The sequence below is a fragment of the Streptomyces sp. NC-S4 genome (assembly GCF_054353315.1).
On sequence record NZ_CM135937.1, the window covers coordinates 7,773,418 to 7,795,946 of the forward strand.

Annotated in this window: 21 protein-coding genes; 7 read left to right on the forward strand and 14 right to left on the reverse strand. The window is 70.0% G+C overall.

What is annotated here, in order from left to right; translation table 11 throughout:
- The first annotated feature begins 194 nt into the window (after positions 1-194).
- Positions 195-551, forward strand: a complete 357-nt coding sequence (locus ACXNSR_RS34790) for a MerR family transcriptional regulator (protein ID WP_458639302.1) — start codon at positions 195-197, stop codon at positions 549-551.
- Between the two features lie 186 nt (positions 552-737).
- Here ACXNSR_RS34790 and ACXNSR_RS34795 read toward each other — a convergent pair whose 3' ends face one another.
- The 4 genes from ACXNSR_RS34795 to ACXNSR_RS34810 are packed head-to-tail and all read right to left on the reverse strand — an operon-like array spanning position 738 to position 5,211.
- The gene (locus ACXNSR_RS34795; protein ID WP_458639303.1) at positions 738-1,124 is read right to left on the reverse strand and encodes a hypothetical protein; all 387 of its coding nucleotides are present in this window, start codon (positions 1,122-1,124) and stop codon (positions 738-740) included.
- A gap of 32 nt (positions 1,125-1,156) precedes the next feature.
- Positions 1,157-4,111: a CHAT domain-containing protein gene (locus tag ACXNSR_RS34800; protein ID WP_458639304.1), complete on the reverse strand. Its 2,955-nt coding sequence runs from the start codon at positions 4,109-4,111 to the stop codon at positions 1,157-1,159.
- A complete protein-coding gene (locus tag ACXNSR_RS34805) occupies positions 4,108-4,899 on the reverse strand; it encodes a DUF6338 family protein (RefSeq protein WP_458639305.1) in 792 nt (263 codons plus the stop codon). Before ACXNSR_RS34805 ends, ACXNSR_RS34800 begins: the two co-directional genes overlap by 4 nt.
- A 33-nt stretch (positions 4,900-4,932) precedes the next feature.
- Positions 4,933-5,211, reverse strand: a complete 279-nt coding sequence (locus tag ACXNSR_RS34810) for a hypothetical protein (protein ID WP_458639306.1) — start codon at positions 5,209-5,211, stop codon at positions 4,933-4,935.
- A 712-nt stretch (positions 5,212-5,923) separates the two neighbouring features.
- Here ACXNSR_RS34810 and ACXNSR_RS34815 point away from each other — a divergent pair.
- From ACXNSR_RS34815 to ACXNSR_RS34830, 4 genes are all read left to right on the forward strand, one after another.
- Positions 5,924-7,429, forward strand: coding sequence for a GMC family oxidoreductase (locus ACXNSR_RS34815; protein WP_458643473.1), 1,506 nt, complete (start codon positions 5,924-5,926; stop codon positions 7,427-7,429).
- A 201-nt stretch (positions 7,430-7,630) separates the two neighbouring features.
- Positions 7,631-8,449 (forward strand): 3'(2'),5'-bisphosphate nucleotidase CysQ, encoded by an 819-nt coding sequence (locus ACXNSR_RS34820; protein ID WP_458639307.1) that lies wholly within the window; start codon positions 7,631-7,633, stop codon positions 8,447-8,449.
- 42 nt (positions 8,450-8,491) lie between these two features.
- Complete coding sequence (locus ACXNSR_RS34825) at positions 8,492-9,088, forward strand: NADPH-dependent F420 reductase (protein WP_458639308.1); 597 nt, start codon at positions 8,492-8,494, stop codon at positions 9,086-9,088.
- Positions 9,089-9,456: 368 nt separating this feature from the next.
- Entirely contained in the window at positions 9,457-10,455 is a 999-nt protein-coding gene (locus ACXNSR_RS34830) for a helix-turn-helix domain-containing protein (protein ID WP_458639309.1), read from the forward strand.
- Between the two features lie 30 nt (positions 10,456-10,485).
- Here ACXNSR_RS34830 and ACXNSR_RS34835 read toward each other — a convergent pair whose 3' ends face one another.
- Positions 10,486-11,076, reverse strand: a complete 591-nt coding sequence (locus ACXNSR_RS34835; RefSeq protein WP_458639310.1) for a TetR/AcrR family transcriptional regulator — start codon at positions 11,074-11,076, stop codon at positions 10,486-10,488.
- Between the two features lie 90 nt (positions 11,077-11,166).
- Between ACXNSR_RS34835 and ACXNSR_RS34840 the strand changes: the two genes are divergently transcribed.
- Together ACXNSR_RS34840 and ACXNSR_RS34845 are read left to right on the forward strand one after the other, a co-directional pair.
- A complete protein-coding gene (locus tag ACXNSR_RS34840; RefSeq protein WP_458639311.1) occupies positions 11,167-12,138 on the forward strand; it encodes an alpha/beta fold hydrolase in 972 nt (323 codons plus the stop codon).
- Between the two features lie 204 nt (positions 12,139-12,342).
- Positions 12,343-13,776, forward strand: a complete 1,434-nt coding sequence (locus tag ACXNSR_RS34845; protein ID WP_458639312.1) for an MFS transporter — start codon at positions 12,343-12,345, stop codon at positions 13,774-13,776.
- Here the strand turns inward: ACXNSR_RS34845 and ACXNSR_RS34850 are convergent.
- The 9 genes from ACXNSR_RS34850 to ACXNSR_RS34890 form a co-directional block, all read right to left on the reverse strand.
- Complete coding sequence (locus ACXNSR_RS34850; RefSeq protein WP_458639313.1) at positions 13,773-14,027, reverse strand: hypothetical protein; 255 nt, start codon at positions 14,025-14,027, stop codon at positions 13,773-13,775. The two genes, ACXNSR_RS34845 and ACXNSR_RS34850, sit on opposite strands and share 4 nt — an antisense overlap.
- Positions 14,028-14,425: 398 nt before the next feature.
- Positions 14,426-16,462, reverse strand: coding sequence for a protein kinase domain-containing protein (locus ACXNSR_RS34855; RefSeq protein ID WP_458639314.1), 2,037 nt, complete (start codon positions 16,460-16,462; stop codon positions 14,426-14,428).
- A 191-nt stretch (positions 16,463-16,653) separates the two neighbouring features.
- Positions 16,654-16,920, reverse strand: coding sequence for a hypothetical protein (locus ACXNSR_RS34860; protein ID WP_458639315.1), 267 nt, complete (start codon positions 16,918-16,920; stop codon positions 16,654-16,656).
- Positions 16,904-18,100 (reverse strand): cytochrome P450, encoded by a 1,197-nt coding sequence (locus tag ACXNSR_RS34865; protein ID WP_458639316.1) that lies wholly within the window; start codon positions 18,098-18,100, stop codon positions 16,904-16,906. Before ACXNSR_RS34865 ends, ACXNSR_RS34860 begins: the two co-directional genes overlap by 17 nt.
- Positions 18,097-19,245: a glycosyltransferase gene (locus ACXNSR_RS34870; RefSeq protein WP_458639317.1), complete on the reverse strand. Its 1,149-nt coding sequence runs from the start codon at positions 19,243-19,245 to the stop codon at positions 18,097-18,099. Before ACXNSR_RS34870 ends, ACXNSR_RS34865 begins: the two co-directional genes overlap by 4 nt.
- Positions 19,242-19,592 carry a hypothetical protein gene (locus ACXNSR_RS34875; protein WP_458639318.1) on the reverse strand — a complete coding sequence of 117 codons (351 nt, stop codon included), beginning with the start codon at positions 19,590-19,592 and terminating at the stop codon, positions 19,242-19,244. The genes ACXNSR_RS34870 and ACXNSR_RS34875 overlap by 4 nt, the downstream gene beginning before the upstream one ends.
- Positions 19,589-20,332, reverse strand: coding sequence for a class I SAM-dependent methyltransferase (locus ACXNSR_RS34880; protein ID WP_458639319.1), 744 nt, complete (start codon positions 20,330-20,332; stop codon positions 19,589-19,591). The genes ACXNSR_RS34875 and ACXNSR_RS34880 overlap by 4 nt, the downstream gene beginning before the upstream one ends.
- Before the next feature lie 15 nt (positions 20,333-20,347).
- The gene (locus ACXNSR_RS34885) at positions 20,348-21,844 is read right to left on the reverse strand and encodes an FAD-binding protein (RefSeq protein WP_458639320.1); all 1,497 of its coding nucleotides are present in this window, start codon (positions 21,842-21,844) and stop codon (positions 20,348-20,350) included.
- Positions 21,841-22,527: an antibiotic biosynthesis monooxygenase gene (locus tag ACXNSR_RS34890; RefSeq protein WP_458639321.1), complete on the reverse strand. Its 687-nt coding sequence runs from the start codon at positions 22,525-22,527 to the stop codon at positions 21,841-21,843. The genes ACXNSR_RS34885 and ACXNSR_RS34890 overlap by 4 nt, the downstream gene beginning before the upstream one ends.
- Positions 22,528-22,529: the final 2 nt, after the last annotated feature.

The window sequence follows — 22,529 nt, forward strand, 5'->3', positions numbered from 1 at the left end:
GCCGGAACGACGTGTTCTTCCGACGCCCGGCACTCTAGAACCTGACGTTGACGTGAGGTGCAAGCCCCAACTTCGGCCCGGCCGGGGGCGGGTGGGCGTTTCGATCGGCTCCCAGGGCTGCACTCGGAGCGGGTATTGCTAGCCTGAACCTGACGTCAACGTGAGGTGTGAGCGGGAAGGGACTGACCTGCGTCATGCGCATCGGACAACTTGCCAGGCGGTCAGGGGTCAGCGTGCGGGCCCTGCGCTACTACGAGGAACAGCGGCTCCTGGAATCGGCGCGGACGTCCGGTGGCCAGCGTGACTACCCCGACGAAGCCTTGGAGCGGGTCCAGCTCATCCAGGACCTCTTCGCGGCCGGCCTGTCCAGCCGTACCGTCGTCGAACTCCTGCCGTGCGTGAGTACTGGCGTCGCGACCCCCGCCATGCTCGACCAGCTCATCATCGAACGCGACCGCATCGCCGCACGCATCGAGGACCTGACCCGGGCCAAGACCAAACTCGGCCGCGTGATCGAGAACGTGACCGCGGCGAACGTGGCGCAAGACTGATCAACCCGTCGCGAGGGGTGGGCCCCGAACTACCCGGCTACGCCCCGAGCTCGTCGTCAGCGCCGACGGGCACGGGGCGGTCAGCCGTGCCGACTCGCGTCTACTCGCGGATCTGGCCGAGGCTGCCGCACTGACCAGCGTCTTCTTCGACACTCTGCGCCGGCTGCGGCCTCGTGGGACGAGTGCTCAGGACCAGCGGAGGCGCTTCAGCTTTTCCGTGTAGGAACGGAACGGTGCCCCTTCGCGGCCGACCAGATCTTTGGCCTGCAGCCTTTTCAGTGAGGCGTGCTTCTCGGTCACGACGGGATGTCCGCTCTCCTTGGATCCCCAGGAGTACGAGTAGAGTTCGGTGTCCGTGCCGAGGATGATCTCGTCATTGTTTCCCCAGACTTCCTTCCAGGACCCGGGGGCGCTGGAGTATTGGGTTTCCGAGTGATAGGAGTTTCCGGGGTCCACGACCCAGCCCTCGATGGTGAGCCCTTCGTGGGAGACGGTCTTCTTCGCGTTCCCCTTTGCCTGCAGGTGTCCCACCAAGGTGCGGGCCAGGTTCCTGAATTCCTCGTACTCGTCCATCTTGGTTCCTCCCGGTCGTTCGTTCCACTGCGTCACCTGACGGCGCCGATGCAGTGGAAGAGGTGCCATTCGTCCCGCAGGCGGGGAGCCACGGGGCTGTCTCGGGCCCGGCGCTGAAGATCACGCAGCGCAGCGGCGGGGTCCCGTCCGTCCAGAACGTGTTCTGCCAGGTCGGGCAGGAGGGCTGCGCACGTGCTGCCGTGCACCTTCTTGATCGGGGCGACCACCTGGCGGGCACCGGCGAGCATGAAGCTGAGCGCCAGTCCGGACGGCTCACTGCCTTGCTGGTGCCAGATCCGGCCGCTCCCGCAGCAGCCGAGGACAACCGTCGCGGGCACCGCCAGTTCGAGTACGGACCAGTCGTTGAGGGACCCGGCCTCGGTGAGGATGTCCTGCCCGGGACGATGCCCCGCCTCGCCGTGCGCGGCGCAGTAGAAGAGATCGGTGGCCCCCTCCGCCAGCGCGCCCGCCAACTGGTCGTAGGAGGAGACGCGTCGTACCTTCGTGCACGTGCTGAGCCGCTCCAGTTCGAGCTCGCCCATGGGGGCGTCCGTGGGGAAGAGCCCGACGACCGTGTGCTCACGCCCGCGTCCGTGCTGTCGACTTCGCTGTTCGTGTCGGGCCGAGAGGATGCGCAGGGACGGCGTCAAGGTGATCACGGCCTTGTCGACGACCTGTTCCGTGGTCCCGCTCAGCGGCAGGGCCGAGTAGGGGACGTTCCACAGCTCGTTGGCGGGAAGGATGAACAGCCGAATCGGGTCCGTCTCGGGGGTCGCGCCCAGTACGGAGTGCAGTCCGGACGGTAGTAGACGGTCGGCCAGCTGAGTCCAGGCGCTGTTGGCGCGCAAGGACAACTCGCCGTCCTGACCGACGTCTTGCCCGTCGCGGAACCGGGTGAGCAGCGCGACGGCCTCGGCCGACAGCAGGCCGTGAGTGGCTTCCAGTGATTCGTTCGGATGCCGGCACACCGAGATGACCTCTACGGTCCGGTCCGCTCTGGTGAACAGCTCTACGTAGAGGGCGTACTCACGGGCGCCGAGCCGATGGTGGTCGATGTGGGCCTGCTCGTTTCCCCGTTCGGGATCGGCCGTGGCGGATCCGGTGCGCTGTTCGGCCGTGGGCAGGGAATGAGTGAAGGCGAAGAACAGCTTCTCGTGCAGGGCCCGGTGGGCTGACTGCCATGCCGTCCGCTGTGCGGCCGGGGCTCCCTCGGGAGGCCGTTCGTCCTCGTGGCGCTTCAGGTCGGCGTGCAGCCGGCGGAAGTCGGGGGAGAGGTCGGCCACGCCCGTACGGAGAGCTCCGGTGATGGCCCAGTCGCGTGCGGACTCCAGCCATCGCTCGGCGAATGCGGGGTCCCCGGACACGGCCAGCATGAGCAGCGGGAGCGCTGCGGATCGGGTGCTGTGCAGGAAGCCCGCCCGGGTGACGGCGTCGGGTGATGTCGCTCGGACGTCCTCGATCGCCAGCAGAGCGCTTCGCCCGTGGATCAGGGCCCGCCGCTCGTCGCCGGCCTCCAACCAGGCTTGCGACAGGGCCCATTGGCCTTCGATCTCGCCCAGCCGGTCGTTGGCTCCGGCATAGCGCCGGATCGCCTCCTCGCCGGCCTCCATGGGCGAGTACCCGCCCACACCGATACTGCCGCGCACAGCGATGAGGAGGACCAATGCCTCGTTCCGTAACTGGCCCAGTTGCTCGAACCCGCTGAGTGCGGCGGTCAGCACCCGCCCGGCACGACGGCGGTGACGGCGGGGATGCGTGGTGTCCGGGGCCTCCAGGGACAGCAGCCTGCCGAGGGAGGCGAGCGTGCGCAGCCGGTTCATCGGGTCCGCCGTCTGCTGGCCCAGCGGTGCGACTGCGCGCGTCAGCAGGTCGCGGGCGGTGCTCAGATCGCCTTCGTCCATGGCCAGCTCCGCGAGCTCGCGCGAGCTGTTGTGGAGTCCTCGGGGTTCGTCGGCCTCCCGGTACCAGCGGTACGCCTCTTCGAAGTGGCGGCGGGAGTTCTCGGGGCCCGACAGCACGCCGAGGAGCTCGCCCAGTTCGAACTCGATGTTGGCGAGTGTCAACGGGTTCACGCCACCGATCCGGCGCAGCGCCGAACGAGCCCGTCGATAGCCGTCCATGGCTTCTCGCAGGTTCCCCGCGAGCTTGTCGGCCATGGCCAGCTCCCGCCGGCTCTCGGCCTCGGCCACCAGATCGCCACCGCCCGAGGTCGCCGCCCGGACGGCGGCCTCCAGGAGCTCCCGGGCCCGTTCGGCGTCGCCTTGGACGCGTTCGGTACGCCCCCACCACAACAGCACGGTGGCGGTCGCGGGCGCCGGGGCATCGGCGTCCTGGTAGAGACGCACCGCCCGGCCGTAACTGTCCCGTGCCGCCTGTACGTCGCGCTGTTGTTCCCTGACCTCCCCGAGGTTGCGTGCCGCGTGCCCCGCGGCCAGGAGCGAGGGCCGCAAGCAACGTTCGGCCTCCTCTATCCTCGCCGCGTAGGTGGCCGTGTCCCCGGATTTCTGGGCCACCAGTGCGAGGTCCAGCCAGAGTGTGGCTTCGGTGACACTGTCCTGGGCATGCCGGGCGAGCAGCAGGGCCTCGGTCAGCGCGGCCTGCGCGTCCCGGTCGGAGGTGATCCGCAGGACGTTGGCCCTGGACTGGGCAGCTCGGGCGACACCCACCCGATCACCGGCCCGCTCGTAGGCGGCGCGGGCCAGGTCGGCGTTTTCCAGCGTCGACGGATAGTCGTCCTGCTGCCAGGCGTATTGGGCAAGCATGAAGAGCGCGCGACCGAGCAGATGGTCGTCCCCGTCCGCACGTGCCTTCACGGCCGTCCGGCGCACCTCTTCCACACTGTCGGGCGACCGGCCGACCAGTACCGTCAGGCGCAGGCGGTGCAGGTCGGCCACACCGGGTGGTTCCGTGACGCCGAGAGCGGCGAGCGCCCGCTCCGTCGACGTTGCGGTGGTGTCATCCGGTCGGGCGCTGTCCTGTGGGTTCATGGCATGGCCTCGGGTGGGACGGCGGAACGGGGCGGAGGAAGGGCGGCCGGTGCGAGCGGAGCCCGGGGAGCCGGCGGGCCGGGGTGGGCCGGGGGGTCGGATTGGGCCGGCGCGTCGGGTTGGGCCGGGAGGTCGGCCGGTGACGGTACTCGGGCCTCGGGGCGCAGGTAGGACCCGTACACGAGGACGATCTGCGCTCCGGGCAGTACGACGAACTGGGCGGGGTGTCGGACCCGGCCCCGCGTGGGGACGGTGACCGCGAGGGGCCCCTGCAGAACGAGATCGCCCTCACCGAGAGGGCCGCGCTCGTCGTCCATGCCCTTCAGGAAGCCCTCCCACACCCGGCCGTCGGCCAGGTGTACCGCGAGGAACGGGTGAAGTCCCGAAGGCGTCATCTCGGCGACCCGGTGGAGGGCGGAGGCCGAGGTGCTGCGAGTGGCCGAGCGGCGGCGCCAGGTCTCCCCGAGACCGGCCGCCGCGGACAGGCAGACGCTGACGACGAGTGCGAGCACGACCGACCAGATGGCCTGCCAGATGTGCGGCCGTACGTAGGAAGTTCCGAGGAGCAGTCCCTCCAGGGGGAGGAGGGCCGTCCAGCGACGGGCCAGGACGAGGACCGCCAGTACGGCGATGACACTGCCGGCGGCTCCGACACAGACCAGATCCACGAGTTCCATCACGGAACTCCGGCGCCGCCGGGGAACTTTGACTTCGACGATACGGACGAACGCATATCCGGGAGCCGCGGCTGCCAGGAGTACGGCCAGGGCGGTGAACGTCGTTGGCATCGGCGGTGGTCGCGTCGGCCGCTCCGGGTCGGGTCAGGACTGGTCGTCGGTCGGTTCGGGATCCACGGACTGCGCCGGCTGTCTGAGCAGTTCGGCGTCCGCTTCGGCGAAGGGGTCCGGCAGTGCGATACGAGCGGGATCGCCGAGCGAGGGCATGTCGGTGGCCCGGTGGCCGTCCGAGGTCAGGCCCTCGGCGGGATCCGTTTCGGTGTCGTCGGGCATCCGGGGACTGGACATGGCGGGCTCCCGCGAGCTGGGGTCGGACGGGGTCGGCGCGCCGTCACGCTCGGCGTCGGACGCTTCGTGAACCATGTTAGGTCGCATGGTCCCGGCCCACCAGAATATGAGTGAATTCTCCGTCGGCCATCGGCCGGGCAGTTCGCCCGGCGTATCGAACATTCCGCGCGACAGCGGGCTGCGGTACCCGAGTTCGGTCAGCGCCCCCAATTCTCGCTCGCGCATTCGAATAAGAGAATCCCTGTGATCTCATTTCGGTTGGGGGAAGGCGATCGCGACGAGTTCGATCAGGTGCCAGCCGCGCGCCGCCGGCCGGGCGATCCGCCATCTGCCGGACCAGGTATGCCATCCGGCCTGAAGGCGAGTGGGCCACGCCGAGTCGGTCGGCGCGTACGAACAGCCTGACCCAGTGGCGCTGAGGTTCCGAACGAACGTCGCGGAAGTTCAAGTGCATGCCGTGTCGGCATTCCTAGGATTCGACGGCAGAAGGGAAACCGGGGCTCCGGGGCTGTTCCTGGACGGGTACCCACCAAGGACAAGGACTCGCGCAGTCTGCCTCCGGACAGTCCTGTTCCGATGGAGCCCGCTCCCTGCTGAGCAGTCGGCTCCGTGCCTTCTGCGCGCCGAGCTCGGAGGTGGCCGAGCGAGGCGCAGGGCCGACCTGAAGAGAGTCATCCCGGCTTTTCGGCCCTTTGAGTACATGCAAGCAATCAGCTCTTTGATCGTCGAGGAGCTCTTTTCTGAAACCCGGCGGTCGGACGGTGCTGCCGTGGGAAGCGGAGACGTGATGGGCCAGAGTCCTTATGACTATGTCGTTGTGGGAGCGGGGACAGCGGGGTGCGTGATTGCCTCCCGGCTTTCGGAACGCCGGGGCGTGCGGGTGCTGTTGCTGGAGGCGGGCGCCCTGGACGCGACCGAGGCGATGGCATCTCCTTGGGGGTTCCTGGGGTTCGACCCGTCATCCCTCTGGCCGGGCGCCTCGACCGTGCAGGCCGGTACAGGCAGGGCCGCCGAGGTGTTGCGCGGTAAGGCGCTCGGCGGATCGTCGAGCATCAACGGTCTGTACCACCTGCGGGGGCACCGCTCCGGTTACGACGAATGGCCCGGACTCGGCGCTCCGGGCTGGGGTTTCGACGATCTGCTGCCCTACTTCCGCCGCAGCGAGAGCACTCGCAGTCGTGATGCCTCCGTGCGGGGAACGGACGGGCCGGTGGTGGTCGCTCCGGTTCCGGAACCCCATCCCCTGGCCGCCGCGGGCGTCGACGCCGCGGTGCAGGCCGGGTTCATACACGCCGATGACATCGGCGGCGGGCTGGAGACCGGGTTCGGGTGGAGCGACATGAATCTGCCCGGCGGCGCCCGCCAGAGCGCGGCCGACGCCTACGTCCGCCCGTTCCTCGACCGGCCGAACCTGGACGTCGTCACCGACGCGACCGTGCGACGGCTGCGCATCACCGGGGGCCGCTGCACCGGCGTCGAGTACACCGTGGGCGGAGAGCACCTGTCCGTCGAGAGCGCCGAGGTCGTGGTGAGCGCAGGGGCCATCGGTTCCGCGCACCTGCTGATGCTGTCGGGGATCGGCCCGGCACGACACCTCGGCGAACACGGCATCGGCGTCGTCGCCGACCTGCCGGGAGTGGGATCCCATCTGCAGGACCATCCGATGGCGGCAGTGGTGTACGAGGCCGGCCGGCCCGTACCGTTCGTTCCTGCCAACCCGCCGGCCGAAATGATGGGCCTGTTGTACAGCGACCCCGCCGCGGCCCGGCCGGACCTCCAGGTCTACGTCGTTGCCGCACCGCTCCCGTCGGCATGGGGGCGGCCGCCGGCCAACGGCTACTCCATCGCCTTCTCCGCGATGGCCCCGCACAGCAGCGGCACCGTACGCCTGGCGGCCGCCGATCCCGCCGGCGCGCCCGTCGTCGACCCCGGCTACCTGAGCGACGACCGTGATCTGGCGGTCATGCGCAAGGGCCTGGCGGTGGCACGCCGCATCGGGGAGGCCGACGCTTTCGCCGACTGGCGCAAGCAGGAAGCGGTGCCGGGTCCCGGGACGAGCGGCGCATCCGTCGAGGAGTTCATCCGCAAGGCCACCGGTCCCTACTTCCACTACACCGGCACCTGCCGCATGGGAACCGATGCCGATGCCGTCGTCGACCCTGGGAACCTTCGCGTACACGGGATCGCCGGACTGCGGGTCGCCGATGCCTCGGTGATGCCGTCCATCCCCTCGGCCAACACCAACGCGACCGTCTACGCCATCGCCGAACGGGCTGCCGAACTGCTCGACTGAGCCTTCCCCCCGTCGTGTGGGGGCCACGCCGCCCTCCGCGAACAGACTCCCATTCAATTGCATGCGAGTAATCCTTGCCGTTCTTCACATGCATTTGAAGTTAATGATGGGGCTCTATACCTTCGAGACGAAAGCGCGGGAAGCCAAGCGCAGTTCGGCCCCGACCGGCCTCATCACCCCTCCTCAGACAGGAGCACCACCATGTCCGAAACCCTTCAGATCACTGACATCGCCACCTCCGACACCGACCTGCTCGACCGCACCGCGGCCGCCGTGCGCGCCGCCGGTGCTGCGCTGCGCGAGCGCTTCGGCGACGTGGTCCGCTACGAGACCCGCGAAGAACTGATGCGCGCGCTCGCCGTCAACGACAACACGGCCCTCGACATCCTGCGCCCCCGTCTCACGAGCCTTCGCCCGGGGGCCGGTTGGGTGGAGGACGAGCTGGACGGCGGGGCGCTGCCGCCCGGCGAGTGGTGGGTCGTCGACCCGGCCGAAGGCAACGTCAACCACCTGCACGCGCTGCCGGAGTGGGCGGTGACCGCCACCCTCGTACGGGAGAACCAGCCGGTGCTCACCGTGGTCCACCTGCCGCTGACCGGCGAGACCTACACCGCGCTCAGCGGCGCGGGCGCCCACCTCGACGGCCGGCCGCTGAGCGTCTCCCGGACCGCCGACCTCGGCCTGGGCATCGTGGCCACCAGCCAGGCCCGGCCGGACGAGGACGAGGAGGTCGTACGGCGCGTCGGCTCCTCGATCACCGCGATGCTCTTCGACGCGCTCGTCGTCCGCACCGCCGTGCCCGCGACCCTGCACCTGACGAACGTGGCCGCCGGCCGGATTGACGCCTTCTGGCAGTTCGCCGGCGCCCGCGCGGACCTGCTGCCCGGCGCGCTGCTCGTCACCGAGGCCGGCGGACGGATCTCCGACGCCGAGGGCCGCCCCTGGACCCCGCAGAGCGACAGCTTCCTGGCTGCCGCGCCCGGCGTCCATGCCGCGGCCGTCGCCACGCTCTCCCGCTGACCCCGTACACCACAACCGCACCCACGTAAGGACCACATCGCCATGACCACGATCGCAGTTCTCGGAAACGGCCGCGTCGGCGGCAATCTGGCCGCAGCCCTCACCCGGGCCGGGCACGAGGTGACCGTCGCGGACCGTGCGCCGGGGGCCGCCGCCGAGGCCGCCCGGACGGCCCGGATCGTCATCAACGCCACCCCGGGCGCCGGCTCCCTGGAACGTCTCGCCGCCCTGCGCGAAGAGCTGCACGACAAGATTCTCGTGGACGTCTCCAACGCCACCACCGACGGACCGGACGGACTGCCCGCCGACCTCATCCACCCCGGCTCGAGCCTCGCCGAACAGCTCCAGGAAGCACTGCCCGGAACGCACGTCGTCAAGACGCTCAACACCATGCTCTTCCCGGTGATGACCGCGCCGGACATGCTCACCCAGGCCCCGACCGCCTTCCTCTCCGGCGAGGACCCGCTGGCCAAGCAGACCGTCCGTGAACTGCTCACCGACCTCGGCTGGCACAAGGAATGGATCACCGATCTCGGCGGGATCCGGACCGCCCGCGCCACGGAGGCCGCGATACTGTTCGTCCCGCACGTCATCCGGTCCACCGGATTCGCTCCCTTCGCGATCTCGATCGCCCGCTGACCGTTACCTCCGGCAGAAGGGAAACGAAGCCCCTGGCCGACAGCCGCGAGCGCGACCCTTGACGATCAGGCTGTGAGAAGCCTGATCGTCAAGGGTCGCGTTCTCGTTGCCGAACCGGGCGAACCCCACCGTGGCGCGTGCTCGGGCGATCAGCTCGTCTCGTCGAACCAGAATCACCAGCACGGCCTCCCGACTGCTGCAATGCGATCCGCCCATAGGAAGATTGGCGCGGTATTCGCATGAGTCATGGTGGCGTCCTGCGGAACGCGAACACCGCAGGACGGCGTTGAAGCAGTGAAGTACGAGAGGAACGCAGAGGGATGCACGGTACTGGAGCGGAGGTCGACGGCGCGCGCGGGGTGTTCGCAGTGGACTCGACCGCCCCGGGCGCCGCACCGCAGGGGCTCGACGTCTTTCGGCGTGGGTGGGAGACACAGGTCGGCGACGATGTCTTCCAGCTGCCGGCTTTCAGCCCGGACACGATCGGTGACTTCCGGGTCAAGGGCAACGTGGCCAAGGTGCACGGCGCGGCGATCGCCGATCTCCACGCCGCGTCGCCGACCCGGACCGCGGACGTCCCGGGCGGCGATCAGGACCTGGTTGCCATGTACGTCGTGCGGCGCGGCGCATGGACTCTGGGCGGCCCGCCCGGTTACGGCGACCGGACCGTGTCGGCCGGGCAGTTCCTCGTCCGGCACCTCGGGGGCCTGACGGCCTTCGAGACGACGGCGCATCTCACGGCGAAGTTCCTCGTCCTGCCACCCGGCGAGCTCAAACCCCTGCTCGGGACCCGGGCCATCACCGGGCCGGCGGACTCGGCCGAGATGCGCTTGCTGACGGCCCTCACCGACATGATTCACGCCACCGTGGCCGACCTGGGCCCGGCCGGTGTGGCAGCTGCCCAAGGCACCCTGGTCGAGCTGACCAAGGCGGTGGCGAAGGGCCGGTTCGACGACGTGGAACCCCGGTTGGCTCCCGCGCTCGCCCAAGCAGCCAAGGACCTCGCGAACCGCCGGCTCGCCGACCCCGAACTTTCTCCTGCGATGCTCGCCCGCGAACTCAACGTCTCCGTCCGTACGCTGCACCGGGCATTCGCCGCGTCGGGTGAGCAGGTGACCACTTACATCCGCCACCGGCGACTGCATGAGGCCCGGCTCGCCCTTGCCGCACCGTCAGGGCGCCTGAGCATTGCGGAACTTGCCGCACACTGGCAGTTCGCGGACGGCAGTCACTTCACCCGAGCCTTCAAGAAGCACTACGGTCAGACTCCCACCGAGTACGCCCGCTCGACCGGAGCGGCCTCGCGCTCGCCGAACCGGCGCGGGCCGGCCGACTCACGTCCCGGGCAAGGCGGTGCGGCGCTGTAGGCGGCGGGCGGGCCGGTTGAAACGGGGCGGTCAGCTCCGGGCGTTCAGGGCGTGGGAGAGCGCACTCATGCTGATGTCGATGACCGTGCGGAGCTGCTTCTCGCTCGCCCCGGTCCTGCTCAGCACGGCCAGCGACTGGTTGACCGCCGTCAGGTGAACCGCGAAGTCGTCGGCATCGCCTTCGGCCAACTGCGCGGCGTTCAAGGCGGTCCGCAGCCGCGCACGCTGAGAGTCCAGAGCTTCGATCGCGCGCGCGGCAATGGTGGGGCTGAGCGCCGGAGCCGCCATCGCGGTCTGGGCGACCAGGCACCCGTCAGGTACGTCGGGGTCGGCGATGCGCTGCAGGGTGACCTCGAAGAACGCCCGTACCGCCCGGAGCGGTTCCCCGGACGCACATGAAAGTGCCTGGTCGTACATGTTTCCGTACCGCGCGGCGTAGCGGTCCAGGCACTGCAGGTAGAGCGATTCCTTGTCGCCGAACGAGGAGTAGAGGGAACTGCGGTTCAATCCGGTCGTCCTGGAGAGGTCGTCGAGAGACGTGTCGGCGTATCCGGCGCGCCAGAACTGGACCATCGCCGCGTCGAGCGCGATGCCCACGTCGAACTGCTTCTTCCCGGCCATCACGCATGCACCTCGTTCTCGTACCAGCCGCCCCGGCCCCACCCATCCTATCTTGAACTGATCGGTTCAAGATGCAGTAGGCTCCCGGACATGACCGACGACGCCACGGCCCCGAACCGCTCCTGCGCCCAGAACCCGGTCCCCGGGTTTCCTCTGCACGACCTCGCGGGTTTCACCCACCGCTGGGTCGATGCGGAAGGAGTCCGGCTCCACGCCGTGGAAGGCGGCCGGCCTGCCGGTCCCACCGTCGTCCTGCTCGCCGGATTCCCGCAGACCTGGTGGGCTTGGCGAAGGGTGATGCCGGGTCTTGCCGAGCGATTCCGCGTGATCGCGGTCGACCTGCCGGGGCAGGGCCACTCCGAGCGCCCTCAAGGGGGCTACGACACGCACACCGTCGCCTCGCGTGTCCAGGCCGCGCTGGCCGCGCTCAACGTGCCGAAGTACTGGCTCGCCGCCCACGACATCGGGGCCTGGGTCGCCTTCTCGCTGGCCCTGAAGTACGAAGACCGCCTGCACGGTGTCGCTCTGCTCGACGCCGGCATTCCCGGAATCACCCTCCCGGACTCCATCCCGACTGACCCCGACCGGGCCTGGAAGACCTGGCACTTCGCCTTCCACCTGGTGCCCGAACTGCCCGAGGCCCTGCTCACCGGCCGTGAGCGTGACTACGTCGGCTGGTTCTTGAAGGTCAAGGCACTGTCCCCGAACACCTTCGACGGCGCCGAGATCGACCACTACGCGGCCGCCATCGCGGCCGAGGGAGGGCTTTCGGCGTCTCTCGCCTACTACCGCGACGCGGCGGAATCAGCGCGTAGGAATCACGACGCTCTCGAACGGGGGCGCCTGGCCGTCCCGGTCCTGGGAATCTCCGGCTCCCATGGCTCGATCCCCGACATGGCAGCCTCCGTCAGTCCGTGGGCCGAGAACGTGACCGGCGTCGTCATCCCGCGAGCCGGACACTTCATTCCCGAAGAGCAGCCCGACGCAACGGTGGATGTGCTGACCGCGTTCATCGGTCACAAGCGTGTCGAGCAGTTCGCGACGCGCGGGTCGGTCCGGTGACGTCGGCGAGCTCGGCCGGCAGTCGTGCCGAGCCGGGGTCCCGCGCGATGGACCTCCTGGTCGACGCGATGACGACGCGGATCGCGCCGCCCGAGCAGAAGCCGGAGCCATGCCCGGCCGGCAATGGGGCCGACCGCCCGGAGTCGTGTCGCCGTCGGGGCCGGGCGGTGACACGATGAACGGGGGCGCGGATCGAGGTGGGCGATGAAGGCTCCTTCCGACAACCGGGCCGGGCGTGGTGGCGGCGGGAGCCTGTTCAGCGGGCGTGACCGTGCGGTCATCACGGCGGCGGCGCTGGCCATGCTCCTCGTACAGATGGACTGGTTCGCACTCAACCTCACGCTTCCCGTGATCGCCCGGGACTTCGGCGTACCGACCACCGACCTCCAGTGGCTGGTCAGCGGCTACATGCTCACCCTGGGTGCCTTCATGATCACCGGAGGTCGGGTCGCCGATGTCCACGGCAGACGGCGCACGCTCGTCTGCGGACTGATCGGGTTCGGCGCCGTATCGGTCGTCTGCGGCCTGGCACCGTCCACGGCCTGGCTCGTCGCGGGGCGCGTGGTGCAGGGCGTGACCGCCGCGTTCATCTTCCCCGTAGCCGTGGCCGTCGTCACGGGCTACTTCCGGGACGACCGGCAGGGCCGGGCCGTCGGCACGGTGCTGGCCTTCAGCGCGGTGGGCACCGCCCTGGGGCCGTTCGTGGGCGGAACGCTCGCCGAACACGTCAGCTGGCGGGCCGTCTTCTTCCTCAACGTGCCGATCTGCGCCGCCGCCGTCGTCCTGATGCTCCGCCACGTCCCCGAAACCCGCGACACCCACGCTTCCGGGCGGCTCGACCTGCCCGGCGCTGCCGCCATCGCGGGCGGCCTCACGCTGATCATGCTCGGCGTGGACCAGGGGGCCGGCTGGGGCTGGACCTCCCCTGCGACATGGGGCTGTCTCATCGCGGGAGCCGCTCTGCTGGCCCTCTTCGTCAGGATCGAACGACGCAGCGCCGAGCCCCTGCTCGATCTGGGGCTGCTGCGGAACGGCCCCTTCCTCACCATCACCCTCGCCGGGTCCCTGTCCAACGTCGTCTACTGTCTGGTCGCCGTGTTCTCGGCGCTCTACCTCCAGCAGGCGCGGGGCCTGTCTCCCTTCACCGCCGGGCTGATCTTCCTCGCGCTCTCGGTGGGCGCGGGTACCGCCAGCTACTTCTCGGGACACCTCGCCCGCCGCTGGCGGCCCGAGCTGCTCATGGCCGTCGCCATGCTCCTCAGCGGCACCTCGGTGCTCATCCTGACCTGGTCGACGCCGCTCGCCCTGTACGTGGTGGTCTTCGCGGTGGTCGGCACCGGGCTGGGCCTCGGCTGGGCCCTGACCAACGTCGCCACGCAGTCCTATGTCGCCCCGAACCGTCTCGCCGCCGCATCCGGCTTCGTCCTGACGTCCCTGGTCCTGCTCGGTGCGCTGGCGGTCGCCGTCGCCTCGACGGTGCTGGAAGTACTCAGCGGTTCGGCGTCGAGCGCGGCCTCCGACGGCGCGGCCATCGAGACGGTGCTGCGCGCCGCGGCCGTACTCGCCCTGCTCGGGGGAGCGCTGCTGCTCCACCTGGTCCGCACACCGGCCGACCGACGCCGGGGGACCTCCCCCTAGACCGCTTCCGCGAAACAGTGGGAGTCCCTCCCAGCGCCCCGGGGCGTGTACCGGTACTTGCGGATGCCGTGGCGGTCGGCCAGGTCGTCGACCGCGCTCACGGGCACCCGCCACAGGGCAGCCAGGGCCGATGGCGTCCACCAGTCGTCCGGGCAGCGGAAGTTCTGGTCGGACTCCTTCCGGTACTCGACGGCTGTTCGAGCCGGGTCGAGCCGGCCGGTCAGCCAGGCGAGCAGGCACGGTGTGCCCACCAGGGACACCGGGGCACGGAAGGCCGGCTCGCAATCGATCTTCCATCCGCAACCTTCGAACGCATGAATCGTGCGATCACCGCCTGCGTCGGACTCTCGTGGGGGCGGAACTCGATCCACCGGACCGTCGTGACCCGGACGAGGACCCAGAGCACCCCGGAGTCCGTGAGCACTGCGACGACCAGGAACGCCAGCAGGAGGGGGGCCGCGATCCACAGGGGGACGAGGAGGCTCGACCCGAGTGCGAAACCGACCGCCCGGACCCGACTCGGCACGAACACCAGCCGCGCACCCGCTGCGGTCTCCGACACGACTCCCGCCAGCGGTTCCGGGTCACCAGTGGCCATGGGACGAACACAGGCACCGGCGGCGGAACCGGTAAGGGGGCGGACAGCGCGTCAGCGCCAGGCGGGATGTCCCTCGGTGGTGGCGCCGGTGGTGAGCTGGCGCTCGCCGGTCTTGTCCGCGCGCACGGCCCAGATCGCGGGCTTCTCGTACGGACCGCGGACGAAGGCCACCCAGGTGCCGTCGGCGGACCAGGCGGGGTCCATTTCATGGGCGCTGCTGGCGACCAGTTCACGATCGTCACTGCCGTCGGCACCCACGAGGCGGATATCGCCCTGCGTGCCCGTGCCGTAAGTCCCCGCTGTGTAGGCGAAGGTGGTGCCGTCGGGTGACCACACCGGGTCGAGTGCCGGATGGGGCAGCCGGGTCACCTGCTGGGGGGCCCGGTTCGGGTCGGCGGGGTCTACCACGTGGATCTGCCAGTTCCCGGGCTCCGTCTGCAGACAGACCGCGATGCTCTTGCCGTCCGGAGACCATGCCGGATCCTCGACCTGGCCGGTGCCCGACGTGAGCTGCCGGGCTTCGCCGTCGGCGACGCCGACCACGAACAGCTGCTGTACGCCGTCCTTCATGCGCAGCACGGCCAGCCGGCTGCCGTCCGGAGACCAGGACACCCTGCCGTTGGCGACGGAGGTGATCCGCCGCGCGTTCGAACCGTCGGCCCGGGCGGTCCAGACGGCCGTGCCCTCGGAAGTGCTGCGGGTGAACGCGAACGACCCGCGGTCGGGGGACCACTGGGGCAGGGTGTCGCACGCGCCGGCGCCCCCGGCGATGAGCTGCACGGGCTTCTCCGCGGCGGCGTCCCGGCGGGCGATGACGCCGTTGCACGTCCCGGGCCAGCCCGGGGCGGTGTCCTGCCGGATCAGCAGGGGATCGGTCGGGAACGGGGCGGGGGCGGATCCGGTGGGGGTGGTGGCGCCGGGCTTGGAACTGTCCTTGCCGGAGTCCTTCCAGGGCTGCCACACGAACAGGCCGACGGCTGCGAGTGCCGTCACGAGTGTCGCCGCCACCACCATGCGGCGACGCCGGGGCTTCCCCGAAACCGCCTGCGGAACTTGCGGAGGGACGGGGGAGAGCCGCGCCGCGGGCCCCGTCACGGTGCGCGACTGATCGGTACGGGGCTCCGCGACGGCGGGCGGGGCGGTCTCCGGGACCGGGAGTTCCCGCGCGGTGTCCGGCGGGCTGTCCGGCGGGCTGTCCGGCGTGGTGGGAGGCACCGCCGCCGGTTCCGGGGGCGGGAGCAGCTGCGTCGCCGCCTCCGGCAGCCAGGAGCCGTCGTCCGGGTGGTGGACGGTGAGGGTACCGAGGAAGGCGGCCGGTGTGGGCCGTGCCGCCGGGTCCTTGGACAGGCAGGCGCCGATGGCTGCGCGGAGTTCACCGGGCACCGCGGTCAGGTCCGGCTCCTCGTAGACCACCTTGTAGTGCCTGGCCGCGGAGGGGCCGTCGCCGAAGGGGGCGCCGCCCGCCGCCTGGGTGAGCACCACCCCCAGAGCGAACATGTCGACCGCGGGGGTGAGCACGCCACCGCCGGTGAGCTGCTCGGGTGCCAGGAATCCCGGCGTGCCGACCTGCAGCCCGGTCTGGGTCAGGGACGTACCGTCCAGGGCGCGCGCGATGCCGAAGTCGATGACGCGCGGTCCGTCCTCCGCGACGATGATGTTCGCGGGCTTGAGATCGCGGTGGATGACCCCCGCTCGGTGGATCGCCTCGAGCGCCTCGGCCAGGCCGGCGGCCAGCACCGTGAGCGTGTCCAGGGGCAGCGATCCGACGCGCGCCAGGACCGCTTGCAGGGTGGGACCGGGGACGAAGGCCGTCACCAGCCAGGCCGGCTCGCCTTCCGGGTCGGCGTCGACCACCGGCGCGGTGTGGAAGCCCCCGACCCGCCGCGCGGCCGCGACCTCGTCGGCGAACCTGCGCCGGAACCCGGGCTCGGTGCTGAGCTCGGGACGCACCACCTTGACGGCGACCGCACGGCCGGACCGGGAGCGGCCCAGGTAGACCACGCCCATGCCCCCCTGGCCGAGCCGTCCCACCAGCCGGTAGCGGCCGTCGCCGAGCGAGGTGGGATCGCCCGTTTCGAGCGGCTTCATATGTCCCCCGTTTCACACCTTGCGCAATGAACAGCCTCTCCCTACCTGTCGTGCCGACCAGCAGTCAAGCGAGGCCGACGCGGAGACCCGACCGGGGTGCCCCTCACAGCCGGTCCCCCTGCTCGGCGTGCCGCCCGGTCGGGCGCAAACAGGAGCGGTCCGCCCCGGCAGGGCGGACCGCTCCTCACACCTCAGCGTGCGTTCTCCGGTGCCTTCTCCAGGGGCTCACCGGGTGCCCCGGAGGGCGTCACGTCCAGGTCGAGCGCCCCCATCGGGCAGGACCTGACCAGCCTCTCCACGTGACGGACGTCCTCGGCCCCCTCGCGGACCACGAGCTGCTGCCCGGAGGCGGCGAAGAGCGTGTCCGACAGGCCTTCGCACTGCTGGTGCAGTTCGCACCGCCGGGCGTCGATCCGCACCACCGCCAGCACGTCGCCGGGTTCAGGACGATCGTCCATGGAGCGTCACGTCCATCTTCTCGATGCCGCGGATCGTGTTGTGCAGCCTCCACGCCGGTTCTCCGACCTCGATCCTGTCGACGTGGCGGATCAGCGCCTCCAGGAGGCTCTGCCCCTCCAGGCGCGACAGGGCCTGGCCGACGCACGCGTGGATGCCGTGCCCGAAACCGACCTGCTGGGCCACACCCGGCCGGGCGATGTCGAACGTCTCCGGGTCCTTCCAGAACCTCTCGTCGCGGTTGGCCGAGCCGAACAGCAGCAGCACCCGCGACCCGCGGGGCAGGGGCGCGCCACCCAGCTCGGTGTCCTCCGCCACGTAACGGGTGAACCCGCGGAGCGGCGATTCGAACCTGATGATCTCGTTGAAGGCCGACGAGACCAGCGAGGGGTCCTCCTTCAGCCGCTGCCACTGGTCCTGGTGCGTGCCGAGCAGCCACATCATGCTGGACAGCGCGCTGACGGACGTGTCCATGGACGGGGCCAGGAAGTCACCGAGCAGGCCCGGCAGGAGCTTGTCCTCGATCTTGCCCTCGCGGGCCTCGGAGACCAGTTCGGCCCCCCAGCTCCCCGGGCGCAGATTGCCCGGCTGCGACATCCGGTGGAGGAACTGGCTCATCTCGCCCAGCAGGGGGAGCCCGGCCCGGGTGCGCTCGTTCATCGGCCCGAAGGCGTTGAATCCGGCGCTGGCCCACTCCAGGAGCCGTTCCTTGCCCTCGTCCTCGGGCCATCCCAGCAGATCCGGGACCACGGCCAGGGGGAACGCCACGGCGAAGTCCTGGACGGCGTCGAACGACTGCCGTTCCACGAGTTCGCGTACCAGCCGGTCCGCCCAGGAGGTGACGTACCCCGTGATGTCGGCCATCGCCCGGGGCTTGAGGTGCCGCGCCACCAGTCCGCGCACGTAGGCGTGGTAGGGCGGGTCGCTGGTGAAGCTGCTGCCCTTCTGCGCCTTGTTGAGGGTGTCGGTCAGGCCCACGCCTTCGCCGGAGACGAAGGTGCGGTGCTGGTGCAGGGCCGTGTACACCTCGTCGTACCGGGCGGCGCAGTGCACCTGGTGGGCGGTGAGGTACACCACGGGTGCGGCGTCGCGGAGCGCGCCGTACAGCGGGTACGGGTCGGTGATCGAGGCGTCGGTGTACGGATCGAGATCGGTCTGAGGAATCGTGGTCGTCGGACTCACCGGTTCGCCCTTTCCCGCGCGACGAGGTCTTCGATCAGCGGCACCATGCCCACGGCGGTGGGCGCCGTCGCGGCCCGCTCGGCCAGTTGCCGGGCCCTGAAGCTGTACGAGGAGTCGCCGAGCATCTCCTTGACGACCTGCGCGATCGCCTCCGGACTGCCTTCCTCGCGGTACAGCGTCCGGGCGCAGCCGAAGTCCGTGAGCCGCTTCAGGGTCGGGGTGAAGGCCTCGAAGGGGTTGAGGATCAGTTGCGGGGTCGCGGTGTTGATGGCGTTGACGGCCGTCAGGCCGCCCGCCGGATGGATGATCACCTCGCAGGTGGGGAGTATGGCCTCCAGCGGGATCCAGCCCGCCCGGACCTGCGGGTACTTCTCCTGGAGCTGCTTCCCCTCCGCCTCGCCGATGGCGACGACGACTTCGACACCGAGCTCCAGCAGCCGCTCAACGATGGCCGAGATCCGGTCCATCGCGCCCGGGAAGGCGTACCGGAAGCTCCCCATCGTCAGGCACACCCGGCCGCTGTCCGGGGTCTGCAGCATCCACGGATCGATCTGCCGCTGCTTGTTGTGCGGCGTCCAGCGCATGAAGGTGCCGGTGGTCTCGGTCAGGCCCGGCGGGCAGATGTCGATGCGCAGCGACGGGTCGGGCAGCGTGTCGGCGCCGATCCCGGCGAGCTGCTCGGCCAGCTCCTCGTGGAGGTATTCCTCGTATCCGTGGATGTCGAACAGGTCCCAGGACTGGCGGACGAAGGGGATACCGGCCGCGCGGGCGGCTATCTCCGCCCCGTGCCCCTGGCTGCCCGCGATCAGCACGTCGGCGCCCCACAGCCGGCAGATGTCCACCAGGTCGTCGCACACGTAGCTGCCCTGGCGGCCGAACCAGTGGCCCAGGTAGGGCATCTCCTGTTCGGGCCGGTGGGGGTACTCGATCGCCGGCCTGCCGTGGGCGGCTTCCTTGATGCTCTCGGTCGAATGCCCGCGGGCCACGGGGATGGACGGCAGGCCGATTCCGGTGACCGCGCCGGACATCTCCTCGAAGGAGGCAACCAGGATCTCGTGCCCTGACGCGCGGAGCGCCGAGGCGAGGGGACCGATCGCGAACGCGCTGGCCGGGCTCGTGCCCGCGGCGTAGAACAGGGCCTTCACGCGGCGACCGCCGGCGACCGGTCCTTGTCGCGCTCCGCGAAGTAGGCCTCCTCCAGACCCACGGTCTCGAAGTCGATGACGGCGAGACCCGCGGTCAGCAGGTGACTCGAACGCAGCTCCCGGACCAGGTCCAGGTAGTCCTCCATCTCGTCGAAGCCCAGGATGAAGAAGCTCTCCGCCTCACGCCCGTACTTGATGGCGCGCACCGGGGTGAGCTTCCCGCCCCTCTTCACGAAGGCTCCGACGCTGGGGAAGACGTGCTCGTGCTCGATTGCTACGCGCTCTTCGAGCGACAACTCGTACCAGGGGTTCAGGTAGTTGACGACGAGGACGGCGGCGAACTTCATGCGCGGTGCTCCGATCGGTTTTCCTGCGGGCGCAGTACGGCGTGCATGTGCCAGATCCGGGAGACGACGTTTCCGGCTTCGTCGATCAGCTGGTCGGCGAGGTTGTCGGTGGGGGCGTCGACCTCGAAGGTGCGCGGGTCGACCATCTTGGCCACGGCTTCGGCGGGCAGCGAGCTGTGGTAGCGCGTCGCCTCGATCACCTTGATGTCCCAGTCCGGGGAGAACGCCTCCCGCAGCTCCGGCTCCGAGACGCGGCGCGGGCCCGGGTAGTCGGGGGTGAGCTCCCTGGAGAAGGTGAACAGGTGGAGTTCGGCGCCGTCGTTGCACACGGCCCTCAGGAGTTCCGTGTACTGCGGCGTCTCCTCGGCCGGCAGCGTGTGGAAGAAGGCGCTGTCCAGGACGGCGTCGTACCGGGGGCCGTCCGCCGCGAGGGAGAATGCGTCGGCCACCCGGAAATCGACGGCCGTGTCGTTCCTGCGGGCCTTCTCGCGGCCGCACTCGACGGCGACCTCCGACACGTCGACGGCGGTGACCCGAAGGCCCTGGGACGCCAGGTACAACGCGTTGTCCCCGAGGCCGCACCCCAGGTCGAGCACGTGTCCGTGGAAGCCGCCGTCGTCACAGATCCGGCGTACGGCCGGCTGTGGGCCGCCGATGTTCCACGGCATGAGGGGGCCCGACTTCTCCCCCTCCTGGTAGAGCTTCTCGAAGGGGATCTTCTCCGTGCTGCCGGTGGGCATCGTTCGCGGTTCCTCTCAGAGTTCTACGGACATGGCGTGGTGGAAGACGTTCAGGGGGTCCCACGTGCGTTTCGCCGACCGCAGACGCGCGTAGTTGTCCTTGTAGTACAGGTGGTGCCAGGGCTGCTCCGACCGGTTGTGCGCGGCGTCCAGCAGGTCGGTGTCGGGGTAGTTGATGTAGCAGCCGTCCGTGCGGTCCCCGGTGACGGGCACGCCTCCCGTGCCGGCGAAGAACTCCTCGTACAGACCGCGCAGCCAGCCGAGGTGGAGCTCGTCCATCGAGGCGTCCTGCCAGGCGGTGAACCACGACGACTTCGCGACGGAGTCCCGCTGGGGAGCGGCGGTGTCCGACGGCGCACGGCGGTTGATCTCGCCCCCGTAGCTGTTGAACATGACGTACGAGGCCTGGCCGGGATGGTCGGAGTTCAGGTGCCGGTGGAGCACCGAGAACTGGTCGTCGGTGGGTGTGGCGCGGTGATAGGCGGACTTGGAGGCCGACCGGGCCCCCATGACGTCACCGCAGTCGGCCTGGCTCATGTACCGGGTGCCGGTCAGCCAGCTCATCACGCCCCCGCGGGGGATGCCCACCGCGCGGGTGCCCTCCGTCAGCGACGCGACGAAGTCGCGCAGGATCTTCCCCTCGGGGTCCACGTCGGCGTCCTGCTGGACCATGAGCTGGAGGAACCCGGAGTTGCGGTGGTTGACGAAGAAGCTGGCGAACAGCGAGTTCTCCGGTGTTCCCGGCGCGCCGTGGCGTTCGTGCCATGCGAAGAAGCGCCGCATCACGGTGACGAAGGACTCCTCGTCCATCGCGGCCCAGGGGTAGACGATCTTCTGCACGTGCAGGCGGCTGCTCGCGCGGGCCAGTCCGATCGGTCCGGCGGCGAGGTGCTCCGGGCTGCGGAACTCGTAGGCCGTGACCACGCCGAAGTTGCCGCCGCCACCGCCGGTGTGCGCCCAGAAGAGGTCTCCGAGCTCGCCGGTGTCGTCGGCGCGCGCGGTCACCAGGCGGACGTCGCGCGACTCGTCCACGACGGCGACCTCCACGGCGTGCAGGTGGTCGACCGCCAGGCCGAGCTGGCGCGACAGCGGACCGTAGCCGCCGCCGGCGACCAGCCCGCCCATGCCCACCGCGGAGCAGGCGCCGAGCGGCAGGGACGCGTTCCAGCGGCGGAAGAGGGCCTTCTGCGCCTGGTCGACCGTCGCACCCGCACCGATCCGCACCCCCGGCCCTTCGGCGGACCGGCCCACGGTGTTGAGGTTGTGGAGGTCCAGGACGAGGTCCCGTCGCGGCGAGCCGACGAAGTCCTGACCGCAGTGCCCGCCGGAGCGGCAGGCGACGGCCCGTCCGTCGGCGACGGCCTTGCGGAGGGAGGCGACGACGTCGTCCGGCGTGCGCGGAAGGTGGAACTCGGCGGGCTCGACGGCGAACCGGTGGTTGTCCGAGTGCGAGAGCTCGAGGTACCGGGGGTCCTCGGGACCCACGGTGAAGGGGGACATCGGCAGGGTCACGACGCGTAGCCTTCGCACGACTGGGAGAAGACGGTCCGGTAGGTGTTGGCGTCCCTCGAGGTCAGCAGGGACTTGCCGCGTGCGCGCATCTGCCGGTCGTGCGCGGGGCGCTGTTCCTCCGGCATGGTGTGGAAGGCCTCGTACGAGGCGGCGTCCTCCCACTGGGCGTAGTTGACGACCATGGTGCCGTCGAGCGCGCGCAGGATGCTGTGGGAGCGGTACCCGGGCACCTGACGCATCCACGCGTCCGGCTTGTCGAGCAGGGACACGAGCTCGCTCTGGTCCTTGCTCTCGCACCCCATCAGGACGATCACGGTGAAGTCGTCCCGGTCCGGTCCTATTTCGGTCCGGGCATAGCCGTCCTTCGTCTGGACGGACACCACCTCGGTCTTCAGCAGGTGTACCGACGTGGTGAGGTCGGTGAAGTAGGGAACGGTGTTGTGCTTGAAGTTCTCGCCGTCGTACCGCTCCTTGAGGTCGTCGATCGACCTCCACTGGATGTAGTTGGCCGCGCAGGGCTTCGCCACCCCCGCGTGCAGCGTGGACGACCGCCACCCCGGGTAGTTCGCCTTGGCGATGATGCCCCGCATGGCGTCCAGGAGGGTCGCCTGCTTCTCCGAGTCGGTGGTGTTGAACAGATTGAACACGGTCAGGGAGCCTTTCTCGGGCTCGATGATCGGCATAC